We start from the raw sequence: 22620 nt of genomic DNA, 5'->3' as shown, positions 1-22620 counted from the left end.
CCCACCGATGTCTGTTCCCATCTCGCGCGGGCACAACCCGCTGCGTGACCCCGATGACCGCCGTCTCAACAGGATCGCGGGCCCCAGCGCCCTCGTGATCTTCGGCGTCACCGGAGATCTCTCACGCAAGAAGCTGATGCCAGCGGTCTACGACCTCGCGAACCGCGGTCTGCTCCCTCCCGGGTTCGCCCTGGTGGGATTCGCCCGACGCGACTGGGAGGACCAGGACTTCGCCCAGGTCGTCTACGACGCCGTGAAGGAGCACGCCCGCACGCCGTTCCGCGAAGAGACGTGGACCCAGCTGCTGCAGGGCATCCGCTTCGTCTCGGGTGAGTTCGACAACCCGGACTCCTTCCGCAAGCTGCGCGACACCATCGAGAAGCTCGACGTCGAACGGGGGACGATGGGCAACCACGCGTTCTACCTGTCGATCCCGCCGAAGGACTTCCCGCTGGTCGCGAAGCAGCTCAAGGAATCCGGTCTCGTCGGCGAGAACAGCGACGATGACGAGCGCTGGCGTCGTGTCGTGATCGAGAAGCCCTTCGGACACGATCTCGAGTCCGCGCGGGCTCTGAACGCCGCTCTCGAGGTGGCCTTCCCCGCGGACTCGATCTTCCGCATCGACCACTACCTCGGCAAGGAGACGGTTCAGAACATCCTGGCCCTGCGCTTCGCCAACGAGCTGTACGAGCCGATCTGGAACCGCAACTACGTCGACCACGTGCAGATCACGATGGCCGAGGACATCGGCGTCGGCGGGCGTGCCGGGTACTACGACGGTATCGGTGCCGCACGAGACGTGATCCAGAACCACCTGCTGCAGCTGCTGGCGCTGACAGCGATGGAGGAGCCGATCAGTCTCTCGGCCGAGCACCTGCGCGCCGAGAAGGAGAAGGTCCTCGCGGCCGTGCATGTGCCCGACGACCTGTCGCTCGCGACCGCCCGCGGGCAGTACGCGGGCGGATGGCAGGGTGGCGAGAAGGTCACCGGCTTCCTGGAAGAGGAGGGGATGAACCCCGAGTCGACCACGGAGACGTACGCCGCGATCAAGCTCGAGATCGACACCCGTCGCTGGGCGGATGTGCCCTTCTACCTGCGGACGGGGAAGCGTCTGGGCCGTCGTGTGACCGAGATCGCCGTGGTCTTCAAGCGCGCGCCTCAGCACCTGTTCGGCCGCGGCAACGCGTCCGAGCTCGGACAGAACGCGCTCGTCATCCGCGTGCAGCCGGACGAGGGCGTCACGATCCGCTTCGGCTCGAAGGTGCCTGGCAGTGGCTCCAACGTCCGCGACGTGACGATGGACTTCGGCTACGGCCACGCCTTCACGGAGGCGAGCCCTGAGGCGTACGAGCGTCTGATCCTCGATGTCCTGCTGGGCGATCCGCCGCTGTTCCCGCGGCACGAGGAGGTCGAGCTCTCCTGGAAGATCCTCGACCCGGTCGAGAAGTACTGGGCCGCCCAGGGCGGTCCGGTGGAGCAGTATGCGCCCGGCTCGTGGGGACCGGCATCCGCCGACGACCTGCTGGCCCGCGATGGACGAGTCTGGAGACGCCCGTGATCATCGACCTTCCCGACACGACCGTCAGCCAGGTCGCGAAGCAGCTGGTCAAGGTGCGCGAGGAGGGCGGAGCTGTCGCCCTCGGCCGCGTGCTGACCCTCGTCATCGCTGCCCGCAACGGAGTGGCGGAGGCGGCGATCGATGCCGCCAACGACGCTTCGCGGGAGCACCCGATGCGTGTGATCGTGATCACCACAGGTGAAGGCGAGTCCCGTCTCGACGCGCAGATCCGCGTCGGCGGCGACGCCGGCGCCAGCGAGGTCGTCGTCCTGCGCGCCTTCGGGGATGCCGCGAGCAACGAGGAGAGCCTCATCACGGGCCTCCTGCTGCCCGACGCCCCCGTGGTCGCCTGGTGGCCGGAGTCCGCGCCCGTCGCACCGGCGCAGTCCCCGCTCGGCAAGATCGCTCAGCGCCGCATCACCGACGCCGCGACGGCGCACGATGTCCGCGACCGGCTCGCGCTCCTCGGTGAGACTCATGCCCCCGGCGACACCGACCTGGCCTGGACGCGCCTGACCCACTGGCGCGAGCAGCTCGCGGCCGTGCTCGACCAGCCGCCGTACGAGCCGATCACCGGGGTCGAGGTGCGCGGAGCATCGGCATCCCCGTCCACCGCGCTGCTGGCCGCGTGGCTGCAGATGGCTCTCGATGTGCCGGTGCAGTGGTCGTACGAAGACCCCGACCAATGGGCTGAGGGCATCAAGTCGGTGCGCCTGACGCGTGATTCGGGAGACATCCTCCTCGAGCGCCCGACGCCGGGCGTCGCCGTGCTCACGCAGCCGGGCCAGCCGAACCACGACCTGCACCTTCCCCGACGCACACTTCGCGAATGCCTCGCAGAGGAGCTGCGTCGACTGGACCCCGACGTCCTGTACGGTCGGGTGATCACCGAGGGCTGGGAGAAGCTGGGTCCGCCCGAGACTGGAGAGTGACGTCGATGACGACATCGTCCGCAGAGAAGCGCGTGGTGGTGGAAGCCACCCCCGCTGCCCTCGCCACCCGTGTGGCCGACCGATTCCTGACGCGGGTGCGTGCGCGCACCCGCAACGGTCGGCTCGCACACATCGCCCTCACGGGAGGATCGATGGGTGGAGCGGTGCTGCGTGCCGCGTCCGAACACCCTCGTGCCGCCGAGATCGACTGGTCTCTGGTGCACTTCTGGTGGGGCGACGAACGCTTCGTCCCGCGCGACGATGTCGACCGCAACTCTCTGCAGTCGCGACAGGCGCTGCTCGACCACATCGCCGTGCCCGCGGAGAACGTGCATGAGGTCGCCGGCCCCGACAGCGGCCTGACCCTGGACGAATCCGCCGCGGCTTACGCCGAAGAGCTCGCACGGTTCGGCACCGACGAGCACCCGTGGCCCTCGTTCGCCGTGTGCTTCCTCGGTGTCGGCCCCGACGGCCACGTCGCCTCGCTCTTCCCTGATCGCGAGGAGGTCACGGTGACGGATGCCGCCGTTCTCGCCGTGCGGGACTCCCCCAAGCCTCCGCCGGAGCGCGTCACTCTGACCCGCCCCGTGCTCAACTCGTCCAAGCGCGTATGGCTCGTACTGACGGGGGCGGACAAGGCCTCCGCGCTGGGCCTCGCTCTTGCGGGCGCCAGCTACACGAGTGTCCCTGCAGCCGGGGCGAAGGGCCGCAAGCGGACGGTCTTCTTCGTGGACGAAGCTGCCGCCTCCGAGGTCTCCGCCGACCTCATCGACCAGGCCTACTGAGTCCTGCGAGCACAGCCCCTCCCGGGGACTGCGTCACGGGTGTTCCGAGGATCCATCGCCCCGCTGCGGCGCATCCGGCCCGACGGTGCCGTCGGCGCGCTCGGGAGCGCCCATCGCCGAGGGCGATGCCGTGGAGTCCTCCTGCCCGCTCCGCCCGGGGGCGCCCGGCGCACTGCCGCGCGGTATCCCCAGCTCCTGGCTGTCGCTGAGCACCTGGGGATGGTACCGGGCGAGCCCGACGACACCCCATACGGCGATCCCGCCGGCCACGGCGAAGATCACGAGCACCCACCACGGCGCGGCGGCTGCTTCGCCCAGCACGACCATTCCGATGAGCACCGCCACGAGCGGGTCGACGACGGTGAGTCCGGCGATCACGAGGTCGGGCGGACCCGAGCTGTACGCCGTCTGCACGAAGTAGGCACCGACAGCCGCAGCCGAGATGAGGGCGAGCACGCAGATGGCGGTGATCCACTCGAACTGGCCCGCCTCGATGCGCTTGATGACGACCTTGGCGAGCGTGGCCACGAATCCGTAGAGGATGCCGGCGCCGATCACGTAGAACAGCGCACGCATGCGGCGACGCAGGATCAGCCAGCATGCGCCGAGGACGATGATGACGGCGAGCAGGAGCGCCAGGATGGTGAAGAGCTCGCGGTCGGTCACCTCTTGCTCTGTCGCGTAGATCGCGGCGAAGAACACGAAGAGGAAGATCCCGCCGACGCAGCAGATGATGGCGGTCAACGATTGTCGTGTCGGCGAGTGGCCGGAGATCCGCGCATTGAGCAGCGTCGTGATCACGAGCGCGATCGCTCCGAGCGGCTGAACCACGATCAGCGGCGCCTGCACGAGCGCGGCGAGCTGACAGATGACGGCGAGCCCGAGCATGAGCGTGCCGATGAGCCACGACGGGCGGGTCAGGAGCCGCTTGAGCTGATCGAAGCTCAGTCCCGACGCACCGGTGGCACCGCTGAGACGCTCGACCTTCTCGACGCCGCGGTGCTGGTATTGCGCGCCGAGGGACATGAAGACGGCGCCGGCGAGGGCGAGCGGGATGCCGAGCAGCAGACCGGGGTTCTGGAACGCGCCGACGAGCTGATCGCCGACGTCCTCGACCGCATTCATCCACACCCCAGCACTCACAGTACGACCCTACCTGGCGCGCACCGCCGACTAGGGTTGTGACGTGGCTGTACTTCCGATTCGCATCATGGGCGATCCCGTCCTGCACTCCCCCGCCTCCCCCGTCGACGAGATCACCGACGACATCCGAAGCCTCGTCGCGGACATGTTCGAGACGATGGATGCCGCACCGGGAGTCGGCTTGGCCGCCCCGCAGGTCGGCGTGCCCCTGCGGATCTACACCTACGCATATGTCGATGACGACGACCAGCCGTGGCGTGGTGTCCTCATCAACCCCGAGCTCTGGATGGTTCCGCTCGAACCGGGCGAGCCCGATCCGGACCTCGAGTCAGAGGGCTGCCTCTCGTTCCCGGGCGAGCGATTCCCCCTGCGCCGGTCGGAGCGCGTGCACGTGACCGCGACGGACCTGGAGGGGCAGCCGGTCTCGATCGACGTGGACGGCTGGCGTGCCCGCATCATGCAGCACGAGTTCGATCACCTCGACGGCATCCTGTACGTCGACCGTCTCTCCGACGGGGACTGGAAGACCGTGCAGAAGATCGCCCGCAAGCGCGGCTGGGGGCGGCCAGGCGCGAGCTGGATGCCCGGCGTCGACGACCTCGAGGGGTGAGCCGCTCCCAGCAGAACCACAGCCTCCTCCGAGTTGCATCACAGACTCGGTGACGGCTAACGTGTTCGCGGCGGGGGCTTTCATCGTGCCTCCACATCACGCTTCGGAGGGGAAACAATCATGATGAAGATGCGCGATCGACGGGCTCTGATGCTCGCAGGATCGGCAGTGGCGCTCTCGGTCGCCCTGACCGGTTGCAGCGCCCTCAACGGTATTCTCGGCAGCGGTTCCGGCGACGCCAACCGCGATGAGGAGACCGGCCAGGTCACCGAGAGCTCGAACGTCGGCGTCTTCTCGGTGAAGCTGGGCGACTGCATGCTCGACACCGGAACCGGCATGCTCACGGATGCCAACGTCCTCCCCTGCACCGACCCGCACGACCAGGAGGTGTACTACGAGATCACGATGCCGGACGGCGAGTTCTCCGACACCGACATCGACGCGGCGACGCAGGAGTGCGTCGGAGACGCGTACACCTCGTTCGTCGGCGTCGCCTACGACGACTCCGCTCTCAACGTCACCACGCTCGTTCCCACCAAGGACTCCTGGGAGAAGAACAACGACCGCGTGATCCAGTGCATCATCTTCGACCCGGCCGGGCAGACCACCGGCTCGCTGGCCGGCGCCGCACGCTGACCCGCAGTCGCAGAGAAGGGCTCCGCCTCGTGGCGGGGCCCTTCTTCGTACCCGCGATGGTTCAGTCGTCCGAGGCGCGCAGAGCCAACCAGGCAGCCACGCGGTCGTCGGGGTCGGCCATGGACAGTCCCAGCAGATCCTCGATGCGTCGGATCCGCGCCGCCAGCGTCTGCCGATGGATTCGCAGTCGCGTCGCGCTCTCGCCCCAGGCGCTGTTCGTGGCGAGGAAGACACGCAGGGTCTCGATCAGCTCCGGGTGCTGTTCAGCACCCCTCAGCGGGTCGAGGAGCCTCCCGATGCGCTGCGTCTGATCCGGTCCCAGGTGCCCGAGCACCAGGGATACCGTGGGGATGGACTCGTACCTGACGACGCGCTCACCACCCGCCCGCGCGGTCTCGCTCGCCTGGCGGGCTTCGTCGACGCTGCGCGCGAGCGCGTCCGTCGCACTCGGACGACCGAGACCGAGGTAGAGCGTCGAGGCGAAGGTCCGCACACGATGCGCGATCTCCTCCGCGTGTTCCTCCCGGACGACACCGCGGATCAGTCCGCGCTGAGCGGCGAACACATGCTCGGCCCCGAGCTCGTCGAGCCACAGCGCGAGCAGATGCTCGGTATCGACGCCGCTCGTGCGCGAGACGAGGGCGAATCCCATGAGACTTCTCTCGTGCACACCCCAGCGGCGGAGGAGCCGGGCGGCCTCCTCCCCACCCTCGAGCACGGTCTCCAGCATCATCGAACGTCCGAGACGCTCGAGGTGGCTGCTGTCGCGCGTGCGCATCAGCAGGTCCAGCAGGGCCGCCGCTTGAGAGCTGAGCTCCCTTCCGCGCCCTGAGCTGTCGTTGCGCGGGGCGGTGACGAGCTGCGCGGTGATGTCTTGACCGGGGCCGACCGGATGCACCTGCAGGGCGCGATGGCGCACCCGGACGGGGCGACCGACGGCGACCGCGATCGCGTCGTCGATATGCAGGCTTCCCGCCCCGGCCGTCGTGATGACCTCGCCATGTCGGTCGAGAAGCACCGCCCAGCCGTCGATCCGGTGCGCGAGTTCGGCGATGACACCGGTGATCCCGCTTCGTCGAGCGGCGAGGGTCAGCACGCGCATCGCAGAGGTGATCGCCCTGGCTTCGGCTGCCTGGTCGACGGCGAGCAGCGCGGTCAGCGTCGGCGTCAACAGCTCGTCGGCGATACCCGCTCCGACGATCGACGTGATGCGTCGTTCCTCGAGCACCTGGTGCACCGCCGGCGTGTCCGCGGCGGTGACCACGACCGCGTCCTGGAGCAGTGCGAGCTTCTCCGGGTCGTCGACCAGTTCGCCGAGCTGAGCGACCTCGACGACGACCAGGGTGGTGAAGAGGTGCTCGGAAGGAGCACTGAAGGAGTCCAGACCGACGACGGAGTTCACGTGACGCGAGCTCGGCACCGCTCCGTCCAGAAGCCGTCCTTGGAGGTATCGCGCCACGGAGGCGACATCACGAGCCACCTGCCGATCATACAAAGTGTGACTCCCACGCAGTGAATCCACACATTCGTCGAATGCCTCCAGGTCGGCAGTCTCCTAGCATCGTCGGCATCCCCACTTACCCGAAGGATGTCATGAAAGCTGTTGTCTTCCGCGATCCGCAGTCTCCGATCGAGTTCGTCGACGTCGACCTCGCTCCGCCCCGCGCCGGCGAAGTGCGCGTCCGCATCGCCGCTGCGGGCGTCTGCCACTCCGACCTCCATGTGAAGCGCGGCGAGTGGGATGCTGCCGCGCCGCTGGTGATGGGGCACGAGGGCTCCGGTGTCGTGACCGAACTCGGCGAGGGCGTCACGACCCTGGCGGTCGGCGACCACGTGGTCCTGAGCTGGGTTCCGCCGTGCGGGGAATGTCGATACTGCCGCGCCGGCCATGAGGCGCGCTGCCAGAAGGTGGCGACGGTCGTCGCTCCCTTGGGCGTGCTCTTCGATGGCACATCGCGCCTGAGCCGCGATGGCGAGCAGCTCCACCACTACCTCGGCGTCTCCTCCTTCGCCGAAGAGGTCGTCGTGCCCGCGTCGGGTGCCGTCAAGGTCCGTGACGACGCCCCGCTCGATGTCGTCGCGGTCGTCGGTTGCGCCGTGGCCACCGGGGTGGGTGCGGTCCTCAACACGGCGGCGGTTGAACCGGGATCGACCGTGGTCGTGATCGGCTGTGGTGGCGTCGGCCTCAATGTGGTCCAGGGCGCGCGACTCGCCGGTGCGGAGCGCATCGTCGCGATCGACGTGCGTCCGGAGAAGACGCAGATGGCGTTGCAGTTCGGCGCCACGGACCGCATCGACGCCTCCCAGGGCGATGCCGTGGCGCAGCTGCGCGAACTCATCCCGGACGGTGTCGATTACGCGTTCGACGCGATCGGACGCACCTCCACCACCGAGCAGTCGATCCAGATGCTCGGCCTCGGTGGTGCGGCCGTGATCGTCGGGCTTCCCCCGACGGGCGCCCGCGCATCATTCGAGCCCCTCGTCCTCGCCGAGGCGGATCAGCGCATCCTCGGCTCGAACTACGGCTCGGTGCGCCCCTCCATCGATGTCCCGGCCCTCGTCGACCGCTACATGGACGGACAGCTCAAGATCGATCCGCTGATCTCGGGCCGCCGTCCTCTTGCCGAGGCCGCAGCAGCGCTCGACGACCTCGAGACCGGCTCGGCGCTGCGTACCCTGCTCATCCCCTGAGCACCCCATCCCCTGACCGCCCTTCACCCCCTCCACCCTGAAACCCGAATCCAGGAGAACCATGTCAGACACCGTCGTCGCCCCGCCTGGCGCACCCCGGGATGCCGGTCTTCGCACCGGCGTCATGAGCGGACCAGAGCTCGCCGCCCAGGCCATCGCCAACATCGCTCCCAGCGCCGTCATCGCCTTCACGGCGGCGGCCATCTTCCTCGGTGCGGGTAACGGCACCATCTACGCCTTCGCCCTCGCCACGATCGTGATCCTGTGCGTCGGGTACTGCGTGGTGGTGTTCGCCCGCAAGCACGCCTCCGCCGGGTCGCTGTACACCTACGTGTCCAAGGGCCTCGGCCCGTTCGGCGCGTTCCTCGCTGGTGTGACACTGCTGATCGGCTGCTTCGGCATCGCGGCGGCCTCCCTCAGCGGGTCCGTGAGCTACATGGCGCAGTTCCTCAGCATGCTGGGACTCCCCGCCCAGGGACTCGGCTGGGACATCGGCCTCGCGATCGTGCTCGGCGGCCTGGCGACGCTGTTCACCATCCGCGGCATCCGCCTGTCCGCGCGGGTGTCGCTCGTCCTCGAGCTCGTGTCCGTCGGCATCATCCTCGTGCTCCTGATCGCCGCGCTGGTCTGGGCCGGTCCCGCCGCCTGGGACCCCGCGCAGGTGCTCGCGACAGGATCGTCGTTCCAGGGAATCGCGTCCGGCATGGTGCTCGGCATCCTCGGCTTCGTGGGTTTCTCCTCCGCCGATGCCCTCGGGCGCGAGGCCAAGGAGCCGTACAAGGCGATCCCCCGCGCGATCATGTGGAGCGCTCTCGGCGTCGGCGTGCTCTACGTCTTCGCCGCCTACACGCAGATCACCGTGCTCGGTGACGATCTCGCCACCGCCTCCAGCCCGCTGGAGAGCATGTCGGCCCTGATCGGGATGCCCGGCTGGTTCGCCGCCGTGCTCACCTTCGGCGTCTCCGCGTCGTTCTTCGCCGTCGTGGTCGCACCCCTCAACGTGATCGGCCGCATCGTCTACGTGATGGGCAAGGAGGGCGTCGTCGCCGAGCGCTTCGGACGCACGCACGAGCAGCACCTCACACCCCACCGCGTCCTGATCATCGCCGGAGCGGCGGCCGTCGCAGTCGACATCGTGCTGCTGCTCTCGGGAGCGGCGACCGGCGAGATCCTCGTGTGGGTGAACACCTGGGGCACCTACGGCTACATGGTCGCCTACGCCCTCGTGGCGATCGCCTGCGTGGTCTACACGCAGCGGGCGAAGGTGCGCAACGGTCTCGTGAAGGTATGCGCGACCGTCGCGGTCGGCACCATGGGCTACGTCTTCTTCGCGAACGTGTGGCCGGTGCCGGCGTTCCCGTACAACGTGATCCCCTACGTGTTCCTGGTGACGGTCGCCCTGGCGCTCACCCGGTACGCCTATCTCGCCCGACGTCGTCCCGACGTCATCGCCCGCATCGGCAACACCGAGACGAGCGCGATGGAGGGCGTCGGCTGACCCGACACCGCCGATCGAAGGAGCCTCTCCCCACGGAGGGGCTCCTTCTGTCGAGTCTGGACTCGACAGGATCTCTCGGCCCGCCGGAGAACGAGAAAAGCCCCCTCCGTGGAGGGGGCTTTTCCGATTGGCTCCCCGGCTTGGACTCGAACCAAGAACCTGCCGGTTAACAGCCGGCTGCTCTGCCAATTGAGCTACCGAGGAATGTGCGCCGCTGAGCGGGCAACTCGTCAAGCTTAGCAAACTCCCGGAGGTGTTCACGACACGGCGGCACGGTTCCGGGATGCCGGGCGTGTCGGGGTCAGTGCCGTGAGTCCGACTCCGCGTTCGGCACCCAGAGCAGGTCCTTGCCGACTCCGCGGGCCACGACATGCCCGCTGCGGAGCATGAGGGTCTCGGCGTTCAGTTCGCGGATGAAGTCGGCGTCGTTGGTCACGAGGAGGGCCGCCATCGACTGCTCCCTGCGACGGCGGGTGATCGCGTCGAAGACCACCGGACGCACCTCGAGGTCGAGGTTCGCGAGCACCTCGTCGGCGATGAGCACCTTCGGCTCGAGCACGAACGACCGCGCGATGGCCACACGCTGGCGCATGCCGGCGCTGAGTTCGTAGGGGAACTTCGACGCGGTCCCGAGCGGCAGGTGCAGCTCGTCGAGCAGCATGGCCACGCGGATCGAGAGGGCCTTGGTGTTCACCCGGCGCTCCCGGATGAGGATCGGCTCCGCGATCACCTCGTTCACGGTGAGCCGAGGCGGCAGGTCTGCCCCGGCGCCCTGCGGAACGAAGCCGGTGCGATAGGTGAGGATGCGGTGTTTGCGACCGGGACGGCGCACATCGACGCCGCAGACCTGGGCGCTGCCTCCGACGACCTTGACCGAGGGGTCGGTGGAGCCGGCAAGGGCGGCGACCAACGTCGACTTTCCTGAGCCCGTGGGTCCGGCGACGCAGATGAGCCCACCGGGCGCCAGCGAGAACGTGACACCGTCGACCGCGCGCGTCGGCATCCCGTGGCCGATGCGGTCGATCACCAGATCGGAGCAGTCGATCGCGTTCGTTGATTCGGGCCTGCGGGACATGACTCCATCCTGCCGCCTGCCGGCCCCCGCTCCCCGTTACGACTCGGCGAAGCGCTGACGCTCTGCGTCGATGTCGCGCAGGCGCATCCGCAGCGCGCGACCACCATCGGAATCGGCAGGCACGCGTTGCACCGCACCGAGGAGCTCCTGCTTCTCGTGCTCGAGCTGCCGGAGCACGAGCCTGCGGGCGAGGTCGGCCACAGTGGCGACGGCCCGCTCCTCCGTCCGCTCGGGGAACGGCGTCATCAACAGCTCCCCCGCGAGGGAGCGGTAGGGTTCACGCACGCCGTTCACAGCCTCGGTCACCCAGCCGGCCCTGGTGCGGTCCGGAGCCGCCGCAACCGCCTCACGCACGGCGTCCAGCCCTGGAGTCCGGAAGGATGCCTCCAACGCCCGGTTGAGCAGCGCCTGATCGACCTGGTGTCCGTACTGGAGCGCACCCATCAGCGCGTCGCGTTCAACCGCGACGTCGGGGCTGCGCGGCAGACTCGCCAGCGTCACCGGGGCGACGAGGGGAGCCCCCGTGACCGAGTCGATCTGCGGGGCCTCCCGACGCGGCTGCTGCGGGGTCGAGGCTCCGCGAGCGGCGCGTTCGACCTCACTGCGCACTTCGGTGGGGTCCATCCCGAGCCGCCGCGCCAGTACGCGTTCGTACCCCGGGCGAAGAAGCTGATCGCGGATCTCCGCCACGATGGGAGCGGCCGCCCGCAGAGCACCGACGCGCCCTTCCACCGTGGAGAGGTCGAAGCCGCCGAGTTTGCGGTCGATCGCGAACTCGAACATCGGCTGCTTGGTGTCCATCAGCCCCCGAACCGCGGCATCTCCTCGCCGGAGTCGCAGGTCGCACGGATCCATACCGTCGGGCGCGACCGCGACGAAGGTCTGGGCGTTGAATCGGTCATCCTCCGTAAAGGCACGCAGGGCCGCCTTCTGACCGGCTTCATCACCGTCGAAGGTGAAGACCACCTCGCCTGAGGCGTTGTCGTCGCCCATCACGCGGCGCAGCACCTTGATGTGCTCGGTGCCGAACGCCGTACCGCATGTGGCGATCGCCGTCGTGAGTCCCGCGAGATGGCAGGCCATCACATCGGTGTAGCCCTCGACCACCACGACCCGGCGTGGGTCGCCTCTGGCGATGTCGCGCTTGGCGAGGTCGAGCCCGTACAACACCTGCGCCTTCTTGTAGATCGGCGTCTCCGGGGTGTTCAGGTACTTCGGCCCCTGGTCGTCGTCGAACAGCTTGCGGGCGCCGAAGCCGATCGTCTGCCCCGACACGTCCCTGATCGGCCACACGAGACGCCCGCGGAATCTGTCGTAGACACCGCGCTGTCCGGTCGAGACGAGGCCGGCATTGCTGAGCTCCTCGCGGGTGAACCCCTGCGCGGTGAGCGCCTTCAGCATGCCGTCCCAGCCACGCGGGGCGAAGCCGACTCCGAAATGCGCTGCAGCACCTGCATCGAACCCGCGCTCCCCGAGGAAGCGACGTCCTGCCTCGGCGTCCGGGGTGAGCAACTGCGCGCGGAAGAACTCCGCGGCTGCGGTGTTGGCTGCATACAGCCGACTCCGCCCGCTCGTCTCGGGGGCGGCTCCGCCGTCCTCGTAGTGCAGCGTGTACCCGATGCGGCCGGCGAGACGCTCCACCGCCTCCGTGAAGCTGACGTGGTCCATCTCCCGGAGGAAGGAGTACACGTCTCCGGACTCCCCGCATCCGAAGCAGTGGTAGTACCCCACCTGCTGCCGGACATGGAAACTCGGGCTCTTCTCGTCGTGGAACGGGCACAGGCCCTTGAGGGATCCGACTCCGGCGGGCTTCAGCGCCACGCGCTCGCCGATGATGTCGGCGATGTTCGTGCGCGCCTTCACCTCATCGACATCGGCCTGACGGATCCGCGGCATCAGTGCGCTCTTTCCGCGACGGGAACGCGCTCGGTGTGCGGCCGCGCACCGGGGCGGGCGTGACGGGGAGTCCAGATCCCCACCTCGGCCGGGTCGATCTCCCCGACGAGACGGTTGTGCCAGTCGATGGCGCTCTGATCGGTGAGGCTCGCGATCTGATCCACGACGACTCTGGCGCGCTGGGCGTCGGTCTCCGCCGCGATGAAGTCGGCGGCGAACGCGGGCTCGAGCACATCGGAACCCGCGGACCACAGCGCATCGGTCGACCAGAGGGCATCGGCGAGCCTCTTCAGCACGCGCCGCTGCTCCTTGTAGACGCCCTTGCGGGCTTCGATCGTGACGATGGCCTGGCCCATGATGCCCTTCAACACGGCGATCTCCACCTCGATCACCCGCGGGACGATGACATGGGCGTTGTACCGGACCAGCGCCTTCGTACCGTACACCTCCCTGGTGGCGGAGACCGAAGCACGGGCGAAACGTCCGATCAGGTCACTCGTGAGGTTCTTGAGCCGCGCGAGAGCCTGACGAGAACGATCGAACGAGGAGAGCCACATCGGCTGCGACGCCAGACGGTAGAGCGCGTCGGCGAGCTCGTCACGCGTGAAGTCGTACCCGACCCACTGCTGTATGCGCCCGACGAGTGCGTCGTGCTGAGCGGGGTCGGCGAGCTGGGCGACGTCGACGTAGCCGTTGACGATCGCATCCTCGAAGTCGTGGACGGAGTAGGCGATGTCGTCCGAGAGGTCCATGATCTCGGCCTCGATGCACCGGAGTCGACCAGGAGCGCCTTCGCGCATCCAACGGAACACGGCTTCATCCTCGGGGTACACGCCGAACTTCAGACGTCCACCGGGATCGGGGACCGGGCTGTCGACCGTCCACGGGTACTTGCACGTCGCGTCGAGGCTGGCGCGGGTCAGGTTCAGGCCGACCGAGCGGTCGCTGTCGTCGAGCACTTTCGCCTCGAGTCGGGACAGGATGCGCAGGGACTGGGCGTTCCCCTCGAACCCTCCGATGGGCTCTGCCCACTCGTTCAGTGCCCGCTCGCCGTTGTGACCGAAGGGAGGATGCCCCAGGTCGTGGCTGAGGCACGCGGTGTCGACGACATCGGCCGACACGTCCAGTGCGACAGCGAGCTCGCGCCCGACCTGAGCGACCTCGAGGGAATGAGTCAGACGGTTGCGGGCGAAATCCGCGGTACTGGCAGGGCTGAGCACCTGCGTCTTGGCGGCGAGTCGGCGCAGCGCCGCGGAGTGCAGGACGCGGGCACGATCACGAGCGAAGTCGTTGCGCTCGGATCGATGGGTCTCGGCGAAGAATCGTTCGGCATCTCGCGCGTCGTAGCCGTCGGCACGCAGGCCTGGCCGGGGGTCAACCGCCACTGTTCTCGATCTCCGCTCCACGCATCATCTCCGAGGTGTCGGATGCGATCTCCCGCGACTCCAACCACTTGTCCGGCAGGGCCGTGCGCTTCGGGTGTCCTGCCCGCCCGCGCTGCCCCTCGGCGTCCGCACCGGGATACGGTGCCGTGTGATCGAGCCGGCCGAGGAGGTCGTCGATCTCGGCGAGGCTGGACGCCGTGGCGAGTCCGGTGCGGATGTCGCCCCCGACCGGGTAGCCCTTGAAGTACCAGGAGACGTGCTTGCGGATGTCACGGCATCCGCGATCCTCATCCTCGAAGAACTCGACGAGGAGCTCGGCGTGGCGGCGGAAGGCGTCAGCGACGAAGCCGAGCGTCGCGTCGACCGTCTTCCCCTCCCCGCCGAACGCGGTCGCCAACTCGCCGAACAGCCAAGGGCGTCCGAGGCAGCCGCGCCCGACCACCACTCCGTCGCAGTCGGTCTGCGCCATCATGCGCACCGCATCGTCGGCCGACCAGATGTCGCCGTTCCCCAGCACCGGGATGCTCGTGACCGCCTGCTTCAGCTCGCCGATCGCGTTCCAGTCCGCGAACCCGGAGTAGTACTCGCCGGCAGTCCTGGCATGCAGCGCCACGGCGGCGGCCCCGGCGTCTTCGGCCGCACGCCCTGCATCGAGGAACGTGAGGTGATCCTTGTCGATGCCTTTGCGCATCTTCACGGTGAGAGGGATGTCGCCGGCGGCTTTCACCGCCTGGTCGACGATGTCGGCGAACAGCTTCGACTTCCACGGCAGCGCCGCTCCCCCGCCGCGACGGGTGACCTTCGGCACCGGGCACCCGAAGTTGAGGTCGATGTGGTCGGCGTGATCCTCGGCGACGATGATGCGCACGGCCTCCGCGATGGTCTTCGGGTCGACGCCGAAGAGCTGGATGGACCGCGGCGTCTCGGACTCGTGGTGCCGGATGAGTCGCATCGTGGTCTCGTTGCGTTCGACGAGCGCCCGCGAGGTGATCATCTCGCTCACGTAGAGCCCGGCGCCGTACTCGCGACACAGACGTCGGAAGGCGGTGTTGGTGATCCCCGCCATGGGTGCGAGGACGACCGGCACGTCGAGATCGATCGGGCCGATGCGAAGAGGGCGGGCGGGGGCGGTGGCGAGAGTCATGTCCTGTCCATTCTCCCAGACGCGGAGCCCGGAGGGATGCGGCGATCTAAGCTGTGCATATGACCGAATCCTCGCTCCGCACCATCCCGTTCACCGATGCGAAGGGCGAGGAGAAGACGCTCGACGATCTGGGCGCCGATGTGGTGCTCGTCGTAAACGTCGCGTCCAAGTGCGGGCTGACGCCGCAGTACGAGCAGCTGGAGGAACTGCAGCGTCTGTACGGCGATCGTGGGTTCACCGTCGTCGGCTTCCCCTGCAATCAGTTCTTCGGTCAGGAGCCCGGCTCTGTCGACGACATCCTCGAGTTCTGCTCGACGACCTACGGCGTCACCTTCCCCGTCAACGACAAGGTCAAGGTCAACGGCAAGAACGCCGCCGAGCTGTACAAGGCGCTCAAGGAGACTCCCGACGCCGGTGGCAAAGCCGGGCGCGTGGAATGGAACTTCGAGAAGTTCCTCGTGCTGCCGGACGGGGACGTCCTGCGCTTCCGGCCGAAGCAGAAGCCGGACGCCCCCGAGATCGTCAGTGCGATCGAAGCGGCGCTGACTCGCTAGAGCGCGCCGGCCCGTCAGACGGCCGCGGTCTCCGGCTCGGCCTCTCCGCGCTTGGACCAGAGGTCGCGGAGAACGTTCTCGAACGCCGCGGGCGGTTGCGCGCCGCTGATGCCGTACTGGCCGTCGACGACGAAGAACGGCACGCCCTGGATTCCGTAGGCGCGGGCCTGCGCCTGGTCCTGACGCACGGCGGGCAGGTACTGCTCGCTCTCGAGTGCTGCGCGGGCACGCTCTGCGTCGAGCCCGACCTCGACAGCCAGCTCGACGAGATCATCGATGCGACCGACGTGCTTGCCCTCGGTGAAGTAGGCGGACATGAGCCGCTCTTCCATCTCGTGCTGCAGCCCCTCTGCCTTGGCGAAGTGCAGCAGCTCGTGCGCCTTCACCGTGTTCGTGTGCTGCAGCAGATCGAACCGGTACTCGAGGCCGGCGTTCGCCGCCACACCCGTCACGTTCGAGAGCATCTGCTCGACCTGCTCGCGCGGCATGCCCTTGTGGCCTGCGAGGAAGTCGATCTCGTCACCGTCGAAGTCGACGGGGGTGTCGGGCGAGAGCTCGAACGAGTGGAAGGTGATGTTGACCTGCGGTGCGTCCTCGTCGGCCGCGACCGCTTCGAGACCCTTCTCGAGGTTGCGCTTGCCGATGTAGCACCAGGGGCAGGCGATGTCGGACCAGATGTCGATGGAGATGGGTTCAGTCACACTGCTATGCAACCGCATGCACCTACGGGCTATTCCGAACCCGATCCGAGCCGCGGATAGGATTCTCGGATGCTCTCCGCCGAAGACCCGCTGCCCTCCGTCCCCGAGCGCGTGCTCGTCGCCGGCGTCTCAGGGTCCGGCAAGACCACGCTCGCCCGACGGCTGGCCCGCCTGTGGAACCTGCGCCATGTGGAGATCGACGGCCTGTTCCACGGCCCCGAGTGGACGCCGCGCCCCGAGTTCCTCGACGACGTGCGGGCCTTCGCAGCGGAGGAGCACTGGATCACCGAGTGGCAGTACACGAGCAAGGGAACGGACGACATCCTCCCCCCGCGCGCACAGCTCGCGATCTGGCTCGACTACCCGTACCGCGTGGTGCGAGGCCGCCTGATCCGGCGCACGCTGGCTCGAGGCGTGCTGCGGCTCGAACTCTGGAACGGCAACCGCGAGAAGGGGCCGTGGACCATGTTCCGCCGTGATCCGGAGGAGAACATCCTCGCGTGGCAGGCAGCGACACTTCACAAGTGGACGGAGCGCTTCCCCGCGTTGCAGGAGCGCTTCCCGCACCTCACGATCGTCCGTCTCCGTCATCCGCGGGAGACGAGACAGTGGCTGCGTGCTCAGGCAGAGGCGTCGGGAACGTCGATCGCACCGCCGAACCGACGGTCGCGCGACAGGTAGATCCCGATCGCCCGCCACAGCTCCTCGCGCGAGAAATCGGGCCAGAGCGTGTCGAGGAAGACCATCTCGGCGTATGCCGACTGCCACAGCAGGAAGTTCGAGGTACGTTGTTCGCCCGAGCTGCGCAGGAACAGATCGACGTCCGGCATGTCGGGGACGTACAGATGGCGGCGGATCATCTTCTCGGTGATCGCATTGGGCTTCACGCGCCCTGCCGCGACATCGTCGGCGATCGCCCGCATGGCATCCACGAGTTCGACCCTGCCGCCGTAGTTGACGCACATCGTGAGCGTGAGCACGTCATTGTCGCGGGTCAGTCGCTCAGCGTGCTGCAACTCCTTGATGACGCTGCCCCACAGGCGCGGCTTGCGGCCGGCCCAGCGGATGCGCACACCCCATTCGTTGAGCTGATCGCGACGGCGGTGCAGGACGTCGCGGTTGTAACCCATGAGGAAGCGGACCTCTTCCGGCGAACGCGCCCAGTTCTCGGTCGAGAAGGCGTACACCGAGAGGTGCTTGACCCCCGCCTGGATCGCGCCGGCGACCACGTCGAGCAAGACCTCCTCCCCCGCCTTGTGCCCCTCGATGCGGTTGAGTCCCCGGCGGTTCGCCCACCGGCCGTTGCCGTCCATGACGATCGCCACGTGCTCGGGCACGGCTCGGAACGCGGGCGGGTACGAACCTGTCCAGTCCAGCGGTCGATAGGGGACGGCGTCCTTGTGCGTATAGGGCTTCGGGCTCACCGTGCTCCTTCTGAAGTGATGTCTGACACATGGGAGAGGGAGCGGATGCCGCGCTCCAGGTGCCATTGGGCGTACGCGGAGACAAGTCCCGAGGCTGCGGCGGTGTCGGCCGGCGCCGCTGCGTCGATCACGTCCCACTCCCCCGCGATGAGCGAACGGAGCAACGCCAGGGTCTTCTCTGCGACACGCGGGCTGCCTGCCGGGGCGCAGTTCTGGCAGACGAGCCCACCGAGCTGAGCGACGAATCGCGAGTGCGGCCCTGGGGTGCCGCAGCGGGCGCACTCGTCGAGCGATGGCGCCCAACCCGACAGCGACATCACCCGCAGCAGGTACGAGTCGAGGATGCTCCGTGCGACGTGCTCTCCCCGCGACAACGCCCGCAGCCCGCCGACGAGCAGCAGGTACTGATCGGGAGTGGCCTCCGCGTCGCTCAGACGGTCCGCCGTCTCCACCATGGCGTTGGCCGCGGTGAAGCGGTCGTAGTGTGCGGCGATGTCGGTGCCGTAAGAGCCGAGGGACTCGGCCTGCTGCACGATGTCGAGCGAGCGGCCCTGGTAAAGCTGCACGTCGGCGACCATGAACGGCTCGAGCCTGGCGCCGAACTTGGACGACGTCCGGCGCACTCCCTTCGCCACCGCGCGGACCTTGCCGTGCCGTCTCGACAGCATCGTGACGATGCGATCCGCCTCACCGAGTTTGTGGGTGCGCAGGATCACCGCTTCGTCTCGATAGGTGGGCACCCTTCGATTATCCTCCGTGCGCGAGAATGAACGGGTGACCGAACCGCTCTTCATCATTCCGCTCTGGGCGGACCTGCTCGGCGTCGGCCTCGGCGGAGTCCAGGGCGCGATGTTCGCATCGGGTTTCCAGGGTCAGAGACGGCTCGACTGGCTCGGGGTGGCCATCATCGGCATCATGATCGGGATGGGCGGTGGTCTGATCCGCGACATCCTGCTCGGGCAGACCCCCGCCACGCTGCAGAATCAGTGGTACCTGGTCACTGCGGCCGGCGCCGCGCTTCTGGGCATGCTGCTCGCCGGGCTCTTCACCCGCCTGAACACCGCCATCGTCGTCCTCGATGCCGTGGTGATCGGCATGTTCGGCGCCTTCGGCACGAGCAAGGCCCTCGCCTTCGGGATTCCCGAGGTGCCGGCGGTCTTCATCGGCGTCTGTGCCGCGGTCGGAGGAAGCGTGCTCCGCGACATGCTGATGGGCCTGCCGACCGCGATCATGCACGTCGGCTCGCTGTATGCGGTCGCTGCCGGAGCGGGGTGCACGTTCATCGTGATCGCCGTCGCACTCGGGATGCCGATTCCCCTCGCGGCGGTCATCGGCATCGTCGTGACGGCCGTGATCCGGATCCTCGCGGTGACGTTCGATGTCTCGCTCCCGGAGCAGCGCCGTCTCTACCGCCGTAAGGTCGCCGCGGAGACCGGCGCGATCGCGATCGTGAAGCCTCAGGACTGACCGGTTCAGGTGCCGCGGAGGCGGTCCGCGCCGCGTACCATGCCGGCGAGTCCGTCGATCACTCGCTCGAGACCGAAGTCCCACGCCGTTCGAGCGTCGTAGGGAACGCCCATGGCTTCCCCCGCAGACTGACCCACCGACCTGGCGAGGGGCATCTCCTCACCGAGGTAGGCCGCCAGACGCGGTGCGGCCTCTGCCCACGATGCCGCGAACGCCGCTGCGCGCTGCTCCTCGCGCATCCGAGCCGCCGCAGAGAGAGTGAAGTCCAGCACGAAGCTCAGCGCCGCGTCACGCTCCACGTCGCTGAGACCGAGGTCGTCGAAAGCATGGAGTTCCCAGTCGTACTTGGCGATGGTGCCAGGGCCGAATGCGACACGGGGATCGTGGATGTCGATGAGCCATGGATGAGCGCGGAGGAGGCGCAGGTTGTCCTCGGCGACCGCCCGGACCGCCGCACGCCAGCCCGAGGCCTCCGCGGGCTCACTGCGAAGACTGGCGTGCATCGCATCCGCCATCAGCACGAGCAAGTCGGCACGGCTGTTGACGTGCGTGTAGATCGACATCGGGGTGAGGTCGAGGGACTGCGCCAGCGAGCGGATCGTCACCGCGCCGAGGCCGTCGGCGTCAGCCAGTGCGACGGCACGATCCACGACGTCATCCGCCGAGTGACGTGCCTTCGGCCCGCGCTGGCGGGTCACGGGAGCCGCGGGGCTGTGCCGCCAGAGCAGATCGACGAGATTCTTGGCCATCGGGAATAGCCTAGACCGCTTCCGCCTTAACCTTGTACACTGTACAGACTTTTGGAATGGAGAACCGTGAACATCACTCAGACCGCCCTCTCGTTCAACGTCCCCGACGTGGCGGCCTCCGCCGCCTTCGCCACGACGCACTTCGGCTTCGAGGAGGCAATGTCCGCGGACGGCTTCGTCTCGTTGCAGCACCCGGGGCCCGTCCCGAACATGATCTTCCTCCAGACCGGGCTCTCGACGTTCCGCCCACAAGAGATCGCCGGCTCCGCCGGTCAGGGCACCCTGATCGTCTTCGTCGTCGACGATATCGACCGGGAGTTCACCCGCATCGCCGACGCAGGCGCTCGTGTGGTCACCCCTCCGGAGACTGAACCCTGGGGTGAGCGCTATGGTCAGTTCGCCGACCCCAACGGCCTCATCTGGCAGCTGGTGCAGTGGGTGGACTGACCTCTACCTCGAATCGCGCGATCGGTCCCCTCCTGTCGACGGACACGACCGATCGCGCGATTCGAACTGGGATCAGACGGTTGCCAGCTCCTGCTGACGCGTGCGGATCGAACGGTTCACACCCGAGACGATCGCCTTGAGCGATGCGGTGGAGATGTCTCCGTCGATGCCTACACCCCACAGGCGCTGGTCGCCGACCTGCAGCTCGACGTAGGCCGCGGCCTGCGCGTCTCCGCCGGCGCTGAGAGCGTGCTCGACGTAGTCGTAGACCGTGATGTCGAAGCCCTGTCCACGCAACACCTCGACGAACGCCGCGACCGGACCGTTGCCGTTGCCCGTGACGGACACTTGCTGATCGTCGTCGCGGAGCACCACGTCAAGTGCCACGTCGCCCGACATGTCGCTCCGGGTCTGGGTCGCGAGCAGTTCGAAGCGCCCCCACTTGGCTGCGGTGTCGGCGGCGGGGAGGTACTCGTCGTTGAAGATCGACCAGATCTGCTCGCTGGTGACCTCGCCGCCCTCGGCATCCGTCTTGGCCTGCACGACTCCGGAGAACTCGATCTGCAGCTTGCGGGGCAGATCGATCGCGTGGTCGGCCTTGAGCAGGTAGGCGACGCCACCCTTGCCGGACTGCGAGTTCACGCGGATCACGGCCTCATAGGAGCGACCGAGGTCCTTCGGGTCGATGGGCAGGTACGGCACCGCCCACTCGATCTCGTCCACCGTGACGCCCTGCGCCTCGGCCTTGGCCGCCATGGCCTCGAACCCCTTCTTGATCGCGTCCTGGTGGGAGCCGCTGAATGCCGTGAAGACGAGGTCACCCGCCCACGGGCTGCGCTCGGGCACCGGCAGCTGGTTGCAGTACTCGACCGTGCGCTTGACCTGGTCGATGTCGCTGAAGTCGATCTGCGGGTCGATGCCCTGCGTGAACATGTTGATCCCCAGCGCGACGAGGTCGACGTTGCCGGTGCGTTCACCGTTGCCGAACAGGCAGCCTTCGATACGGTCGGCTCCGGCCATGTATCCGAGCTCGGCGGCCGCGATCGCGGTGCCGCGGTCGTTGTGCGGGTGCAGCGACAGAATCACGTTCTCGCGGTGCGCGAGGTTGCGGCTCATCCACTCGATCGAGTCGGCATACACGTTCGGCGATGCCATCTCTACGGTCGCCGGGAGGTTGATGATGACCTTGCGGTCGGGCGTGGGCTCGAAGACCTCGATCACCTGGTTGCAGATGTCCACGGCGAACTCGAGCTCGGTCCCCGTGTAGCTCTCGGGCGAGTACTCGTAGTACACCTTCGTGTCGGGGATCGTCTTCTCGAACTCCCGGCACAGCCGGGCGCCCTCGAGTGCGATGTCGATGATGCCCTGCTTGTCGGTGCGGAAGACCACCTCGCGCTGCAGCACGCTCGTGGAGTTGTACAGGTGCACGATGGCCTGCTTCGCTCCCGCGATCGCCTCATAGGTGCGGGCGATCAGATGCTCGCGCGCCTGCGTCAGGACCTGGATCGTGACATCGTCGGGGATGAGGTTCTCCTCGATGAGCTGACGCACGAAGTCGAAGTCGGTCTGGCTCGCCGAGGGGAAGCCGACCTCGATCTCCTTGTACCCCATGCTGACGAGCAGCTCGAACATGACGCGCTTGCGCTCGGGCGACATCGGGTCGATGAGCGCCTGGTTGCCGTCGCGGAGGTCGACCGCGCACCAGCGGGGCGCCTCGGTGATGCGGGCATCGGGCCAGGTGCGGTCAGGCAGCTGGACGGTGATCTGCTCGTGGAACGGCCGGTACTTGTGGATCGGCATCGCGGACGGGCGCTGAGTGTTCTGCATGATGGGGCTTCTTCTCTTCGTCAGGGTAAACGGGCCAACACAAGCGCCGCGACGAGGAAGGCCCTAGCTTTAGGACTCGTCGCGGCAGCTAAGAAGAA

22 protein-coding genes and 1 tRNA gene are annotated in these 22620 nt (G+C 67.8%); 11 read left to right on the top strand and 12 right to left on the bottom strand.

What is annotated here, in order from left to right; genetic code table 11:
- Positions 1-7 precede the first annotated feature (7 nt).
- From zwf to pgl, 3 genes are read left to right on the top strand one after another with little or no spacing between them, the layout of a single operon-like run.
- Positions 8-1558, top strand: coding sequence for a glucose-6-phosphate dehydrogenase (gene zwf, locus ABRP18_RS07760; RefSeq protein WP_046749152.1), 1551 nt, complete (start codon positions 8-10; stop codon positions 1556-1558).
- The gene (locus ABRP18_RS07755) at positions 1555-2490 is read left to right on the top strand and encodes a glucose-6-phosphate dehydrogenase assembly protein OpcA (RefSeq protein ID WP_046749153.1); all 936 of its coding nucleotides are present in this window, start codon (positions 1555-1557) and stop codon (positions 2488-2490) included. The genes zwf and ABRP18_RS07755 overlap by 4 nt, the downstream gene beginning before the upstream one ends.
- Positions 2491-2495: 5 nt before the next feature.
- Complete coding sequence (gene pgl, locus ABRP18_RS07750) at positions 2496-3275, top strand: 6-phosphogluconolactonase (RefSeq protein WP_058633218.1); 780 nt, start codon at positions 2496-2498, stop codon at positions 3273-3275.
- Between the two features lie 33 nt (positions 3276-3308).
- On the opposite strand, the gene ABRP18_RS07745 is transcribed toward pgl, so the two are convergent.
- Positions 3309-4400 (bottom strand): DMT family transporter, encoded by a 1092-nt coding sequence (locus ABRP18_RS07745; protein WP_058633217.1) that lies wholly within the window; start codon positions 4398-4400, stop codon positions 3309-3311.
- Positions 4401-4461: 61 nt separating this feature from the next.
- On the opposite strand from ABRP18_RS07745, the gene def reads away from it, so the two are divergent.
- Both def and ABRP18_RS07735 read left to right on the top strand, forming a co-directional pair.
- On the top strand, positions 4462-5028 hold the full coding sequence (gene def / locus ABRP18_RS07740; RefSeq protein WP_082682753.1) for a peptide deformylase: 567 nt from the start codon (positions 4462-4464) through the stop codon (positions 5026-5028).
- A 120-nt stretch (positions 5029-5148) separates the two neighbouring features.
- Entirely contained in the window at positions 5149-5664 is a 516-nt protein-coding gene (locus tag ABRP18_RS07735; RefSeq protein ID WP_061015334.1) for a hypothetical protein, read from the top strand.
- Between the two features lie 61 nt (positions 5665-5725).
- On the opposite strand, the gene ABRP18_RS07730 is transcribed toward ABRP18_RS07735, so the two are convergent.
- Positions 5726-7144, bottom strand: a complete 1419-nt coding sequence (locus tag ABRP18_RS07730; RefSeq protein WP_058633212.1) for a CdaR family transcriptional regulator — start codon at positions 7142-7144, stop codon at positions 5726-5728.
- A gap of 113 nt (positions 7145-7257) precedes the next feature.
- Here ABRP18_RS07730 and ABRP18_RS07725 point away from each other — a divergent pair, with 113 nt between their 5' ends.
- Both ABRP18_RS07725 and ABRP18_RS07720 read left to right on the top strand, forming a co-directional pair.
- Positions 7258-8355: an alcohol dehydrogenase catalytic domain-containing protein gene (locus tag ABRP18_RS07725; protein ID WP_058633211.1), complete on the top strand. Its 1098-nt coding sequence runs from the start codon at positions 7258-7260 to the stop codon at positions 8353-8355.
- A 61-nt stretch (positions 8356-8416) separates the two neighbouring features.
- On the top strand, positions 8417-9853 hold the full coding sequence (locus ABRP18_RS07720) for an APC family permease (RefSeq protein WP_061015336.1): 1437 nt from the start codon (positions 8417-8419) through the stop codon (positions 9851-9853).
- A gap of 128 nt (positions 9854-9981) precedes the next feature.
- Here the strand turns inward: ABRP18_RS07720 and ABRP18_RS07715 are convergent.
- The 5 genes from ABRP18_RS07715 to dusB all read right to left on the bottom strand — a co-directional run bounded on the left by ABRP18_RS07715 (position 9982) and on the right by dusB (position 15353).
- Positions 9982-10057, bottom strand: a tRNA-Asn gene (locus ABRP18_RS07715).
- 97 nt (positions 10058-10154) lie between these two features.
- The gene (locus ABRP18_RS07710) at positions 10155-10928 is read right to left on the bottom strand and encodes an ATP-binding cassette domain-containing protein (RefSeq protein ID WP_141369407.1); all 774 of its coding nucleotides are present in this window, start codon (positions 10926-10928) and stop codon (positions 10155-10157) included.
- 36 nt (positions 10929-10964) lie between these two features.
- Positions 10965-12824: a DNA primase gene (gene dnaG / locus ABRP18_RS07705; protein ID WP_193761892.1), complete on the bottom strand. Its 1860-nt coding sequence runs from the start codon at positions 12822-12824 to the stop codon at positions 10965-10967.
- Positions 12824-14209 carry a deoxyguanosinetriphosphate triphosphohydrolase gene (locus tag ABRP18_RS07700; protein WP_193761893.1) on the bottom strand — a complete coding sequence of 462 codons (1386 nt, stop codon included), beginning with the start codon at positions 14207-14209 and terminating at the stop codon, positions 12824-12826. The genes dnaG and ABRP18_RS07700 overlap by 1 nt, the downstream gene beginning before the upstream one ends.
- Positions 14199-15353 carry a tRNA dihydrouridine synthase DusB gene (gene dusB, locus ABRP18_RS07695; RefSeq protein ID WP_349884446.1) on the bottom strand — a complete coding sequence of 385 codons (1155 nt, stop codon included), beginning with the start codon at positions 15351-15353 and terminating at the stop codon, positions 14199-14201. The genes ABRP18_RS07700 and dusB overlap by 11 nt, the downstream gene beginning before the upstream one ends.
- A gap of 59 nt (positions 15354-15412) precedes the next feature.
- Between dusB and ABRP18_RS07690 the strand changes: the two genes are divergently transcribed.
- Positions 15413-15907, top strand: a complete 495-nt coding sequence (locus ABRP18_RS07690) for a glutathione peroxidase (RefSeq protein ID WP_046749183.1) — start codon at positions 15413-15415, stop codon at positions 15905-15907.
- Between the two features lie 14 nt (positions 15908-15921).
- On the opposite strand, the gene ABRP18_RS07685 is transcribed toward ABRP18_RS07690, so the two are convergent.
- Entirely contained in the window at positions 15922-16608 is a 687-nt protein-coding gene (locus tag ABRP18_RS07685; RefSeq protein WP_349884445.1) for a DsbA family oxidoreductase, read from the bottom strand.
- Positions 16609-16677: 69 nt separating this feature from the next.
- Between ABRP18_RS07685 and ABRP18_RS07680 the strand changes: the two genes are divergently transcribed.
- Positions 16678-17289, top strand: a complete 612-nt coding sequence (locus ABRP18_RS07680; RefSeq protein WP_349884444.1) for an AAA family ATPase — start codon at positions 16678-16680, stop codon at positions 17287-17289.
- Here ABRP18_RS07680 and ABRP18_RS07675 read toward each other — a convergent pair.
- Positions 17229-18032: an isoprenyl transferase gene (locus ABRP18_RS07675; RefSeq protein WP_349884443.1), complete on the bottom strand. Its 804-nt coding sequence runs from the start codon at positions 18030-18032 to the stop codon at positions 17229-17231. The genes ABRP18_RS07680 and ABRP18_RS07675 overlap by 61 nt on opposite strands.
- On the bottom strand, positions 18029-18772 hold the full coding sequence (gene recO, locus ABRP18_RS07670; RefSeq protein ID WP_046749187.1) for a DNA repair protein RecO: 744 nt from the start codon (positions 18770-18772) through the stop codon (positions 18029-18031). Before recO ends, ABRP18_RS07675 begins: the two co-directional genes overlap by 4 nt.
- A 34-nt stretch (positions 18773-18806) precedes the next feature.
- On the opposite strand from recO, the gene ABRP18_RS07665 reads away from it, so the two are divergent.
- A complete protein-coding gene (locus ABRP18_RS07665; protein ID WP_046749188.1) occupies positions 18807-19499 on the top strand; it encodes a trimeric intracellular cation channel family protein in 693 nt (230 codons plus the stop codon).
- A gap of 5 nt (positions 19500-19504) precedes the next feature.
- On the opposite strand, the gene ABRP18_RS07660 is transcribed toward ABRP18_RS07665, so the two are convergent.
- Positions 19505-20248, bottom strand: coding sequence for a TetR/AcrR family transcriptional regulator C-terminal domain-containing protein (locus tag ABRP18_RS07660; protein ID WP_349884442.1), 744 nt, complete (start codon positions 20246-20248; stop codon positions 19505-19507).
- 66 nt (positions 20249-20314) lie between these two features.
- Between ABRP18_RS07660 and ABRP18_RS07655 the strand changes: the two genes are divergently transcribed.
- Positions 20315-20695, top strand: coding sequence for a VOC family protein (locus tag ABRP18_RS07655; RefSeq protein ID WP_046749190.1), 381 nt, complete (start codon positions 20315-20317; stop codon positions 20693-20695).
- Between the two features lie 72 nt (positions 20696-20767).
- Here the strand turns inward: ABRP18_RS07655 and leuA are convergent, their stop codons facing one another.
- Entirely contained in the window at positions 20768-22522 is a 1755-nt protein-coding gene (gene leuA, locus ABRP18_RS07650) for a 2-isopropylmalate synthase (RefSeq protein ID WP_046749191.1), read from the bottom strand.
- Positions 22523-22620 lie beyond the last annotated feature (98 nt).

Origin of the sequence: Microbacterium sp. WHRI 7836 (assembly GCF_040223885.2) — a bacterium.
Classification (GTDB): Bacteria; Actinomycetota; Actinomycetes; order Actinomycetales; family Microbacteriaceae; genus Microbacterium; species Microbacterium oxydans.
The sequence above is the reverse complement of the archived record's forward strand: the minus strand, read 5'-3'. Positions and strand labels throughout refer to the sequence as shown.

What these genes read in the sequence shown, in the direction of transcription:
- leuA (WP_046749191.1), bottom strand. Translation starts at nt 22,522, where the DNA reads ATGCAGAACACTCAGCGCCCGTCCGCGATGCCGATCCACAAGTACCGG.
- ABRP18_RS07735 (WP_061015334.1), top strand. Translation starts at nt 5,149, where the DNA reads ATGATGAAGATGCGCGATCGACGGGCTCTGATGCTCGCAGGATCGGCA.
- dusB (WP_349884446.1), bottom strand. Translation starts at nt 15,353, where the DNA reads ATGACTCTCGCCACCGCCCCCGCCCGCCCTCTTCGCATCGGCCCGATC.
- zwf (WP_046749152.1), top strand. Translation starts at nt 8, where the DNA reads ATGTCTGTTCCCATCTCGCGCGGGCACAACCCGCTGCGTGACCCCGAT.
- ABRP18_RS07745 (WP_058633217.1), bottom strand. Translation starts at nt 4,400, where the DNA reads ATGAATGCGGTCGAGGACGTCGGCGATCAGCTCGTCGGCGCGTTCCAG.
- ABRP18_RS07725 (WP_058633211.1), top strand. Translation starts at nt 7,258, where the DNA reads ATGAAAGCTGTTGTCTTCCGCGATCCGCAGTCTCCGATCGAGTTCGTC.
- ABRP18_RS07680 (WP_349884444.1), top strand. Translation starts at nt 16,678, where the DNA reads ATGCTCTCCGCCGAAGACCCGCTGCCCTCCGTCCCCGAGCGCGTGCTC.
- ABRP18_RS07720 (WP_061015336.1), top strand. Translation starts at nt 8,417, where the DNA reads ATGTCAGACACCGTCGTCGCCCCGCCTGGCGCACCCCGGGATGCCGGT.
- pgl (WP_058633218.1), top strand. Translation starts at nt 2,496, where the DNA reads ATGACGACATCGTCCGCAGAGAAGCGCGTGGTGGTGGAAGCCACCCCC.
- ABRP18_RS07710 (WP_141369407.1), bottom strand. Translation starts at nt 10,928, where the DNA reads ATGTCCCGCAGGCCCGAATCAACGAACGCGATCGACTGCTCCGATCTG.
- ABRP18_RS07690 (WP_046749183.1), top strand. Translation starts at nt 15,413, where the DNA reads ATGACCGAATCCTCGCTCCGCACCATCCCGTTCACCGATGCGAAGGGC.
- ABRP18_RS07660 (WP_349884442.1), bottom strand. Translation starts at nt 20,248, where the DNA reads ATGGCCAAGAATCTCGTCGATCTGCTCTGGCGGCACAGCCCCGCGGCT.
- dnaG (WP_193761892.1), bottom strand. Translation starts at nt 12,824, where the DNA reads ATGCCGCGGATCCGTCAGGCCGATGTCGATGAGGTGAAGGCGCGCACG.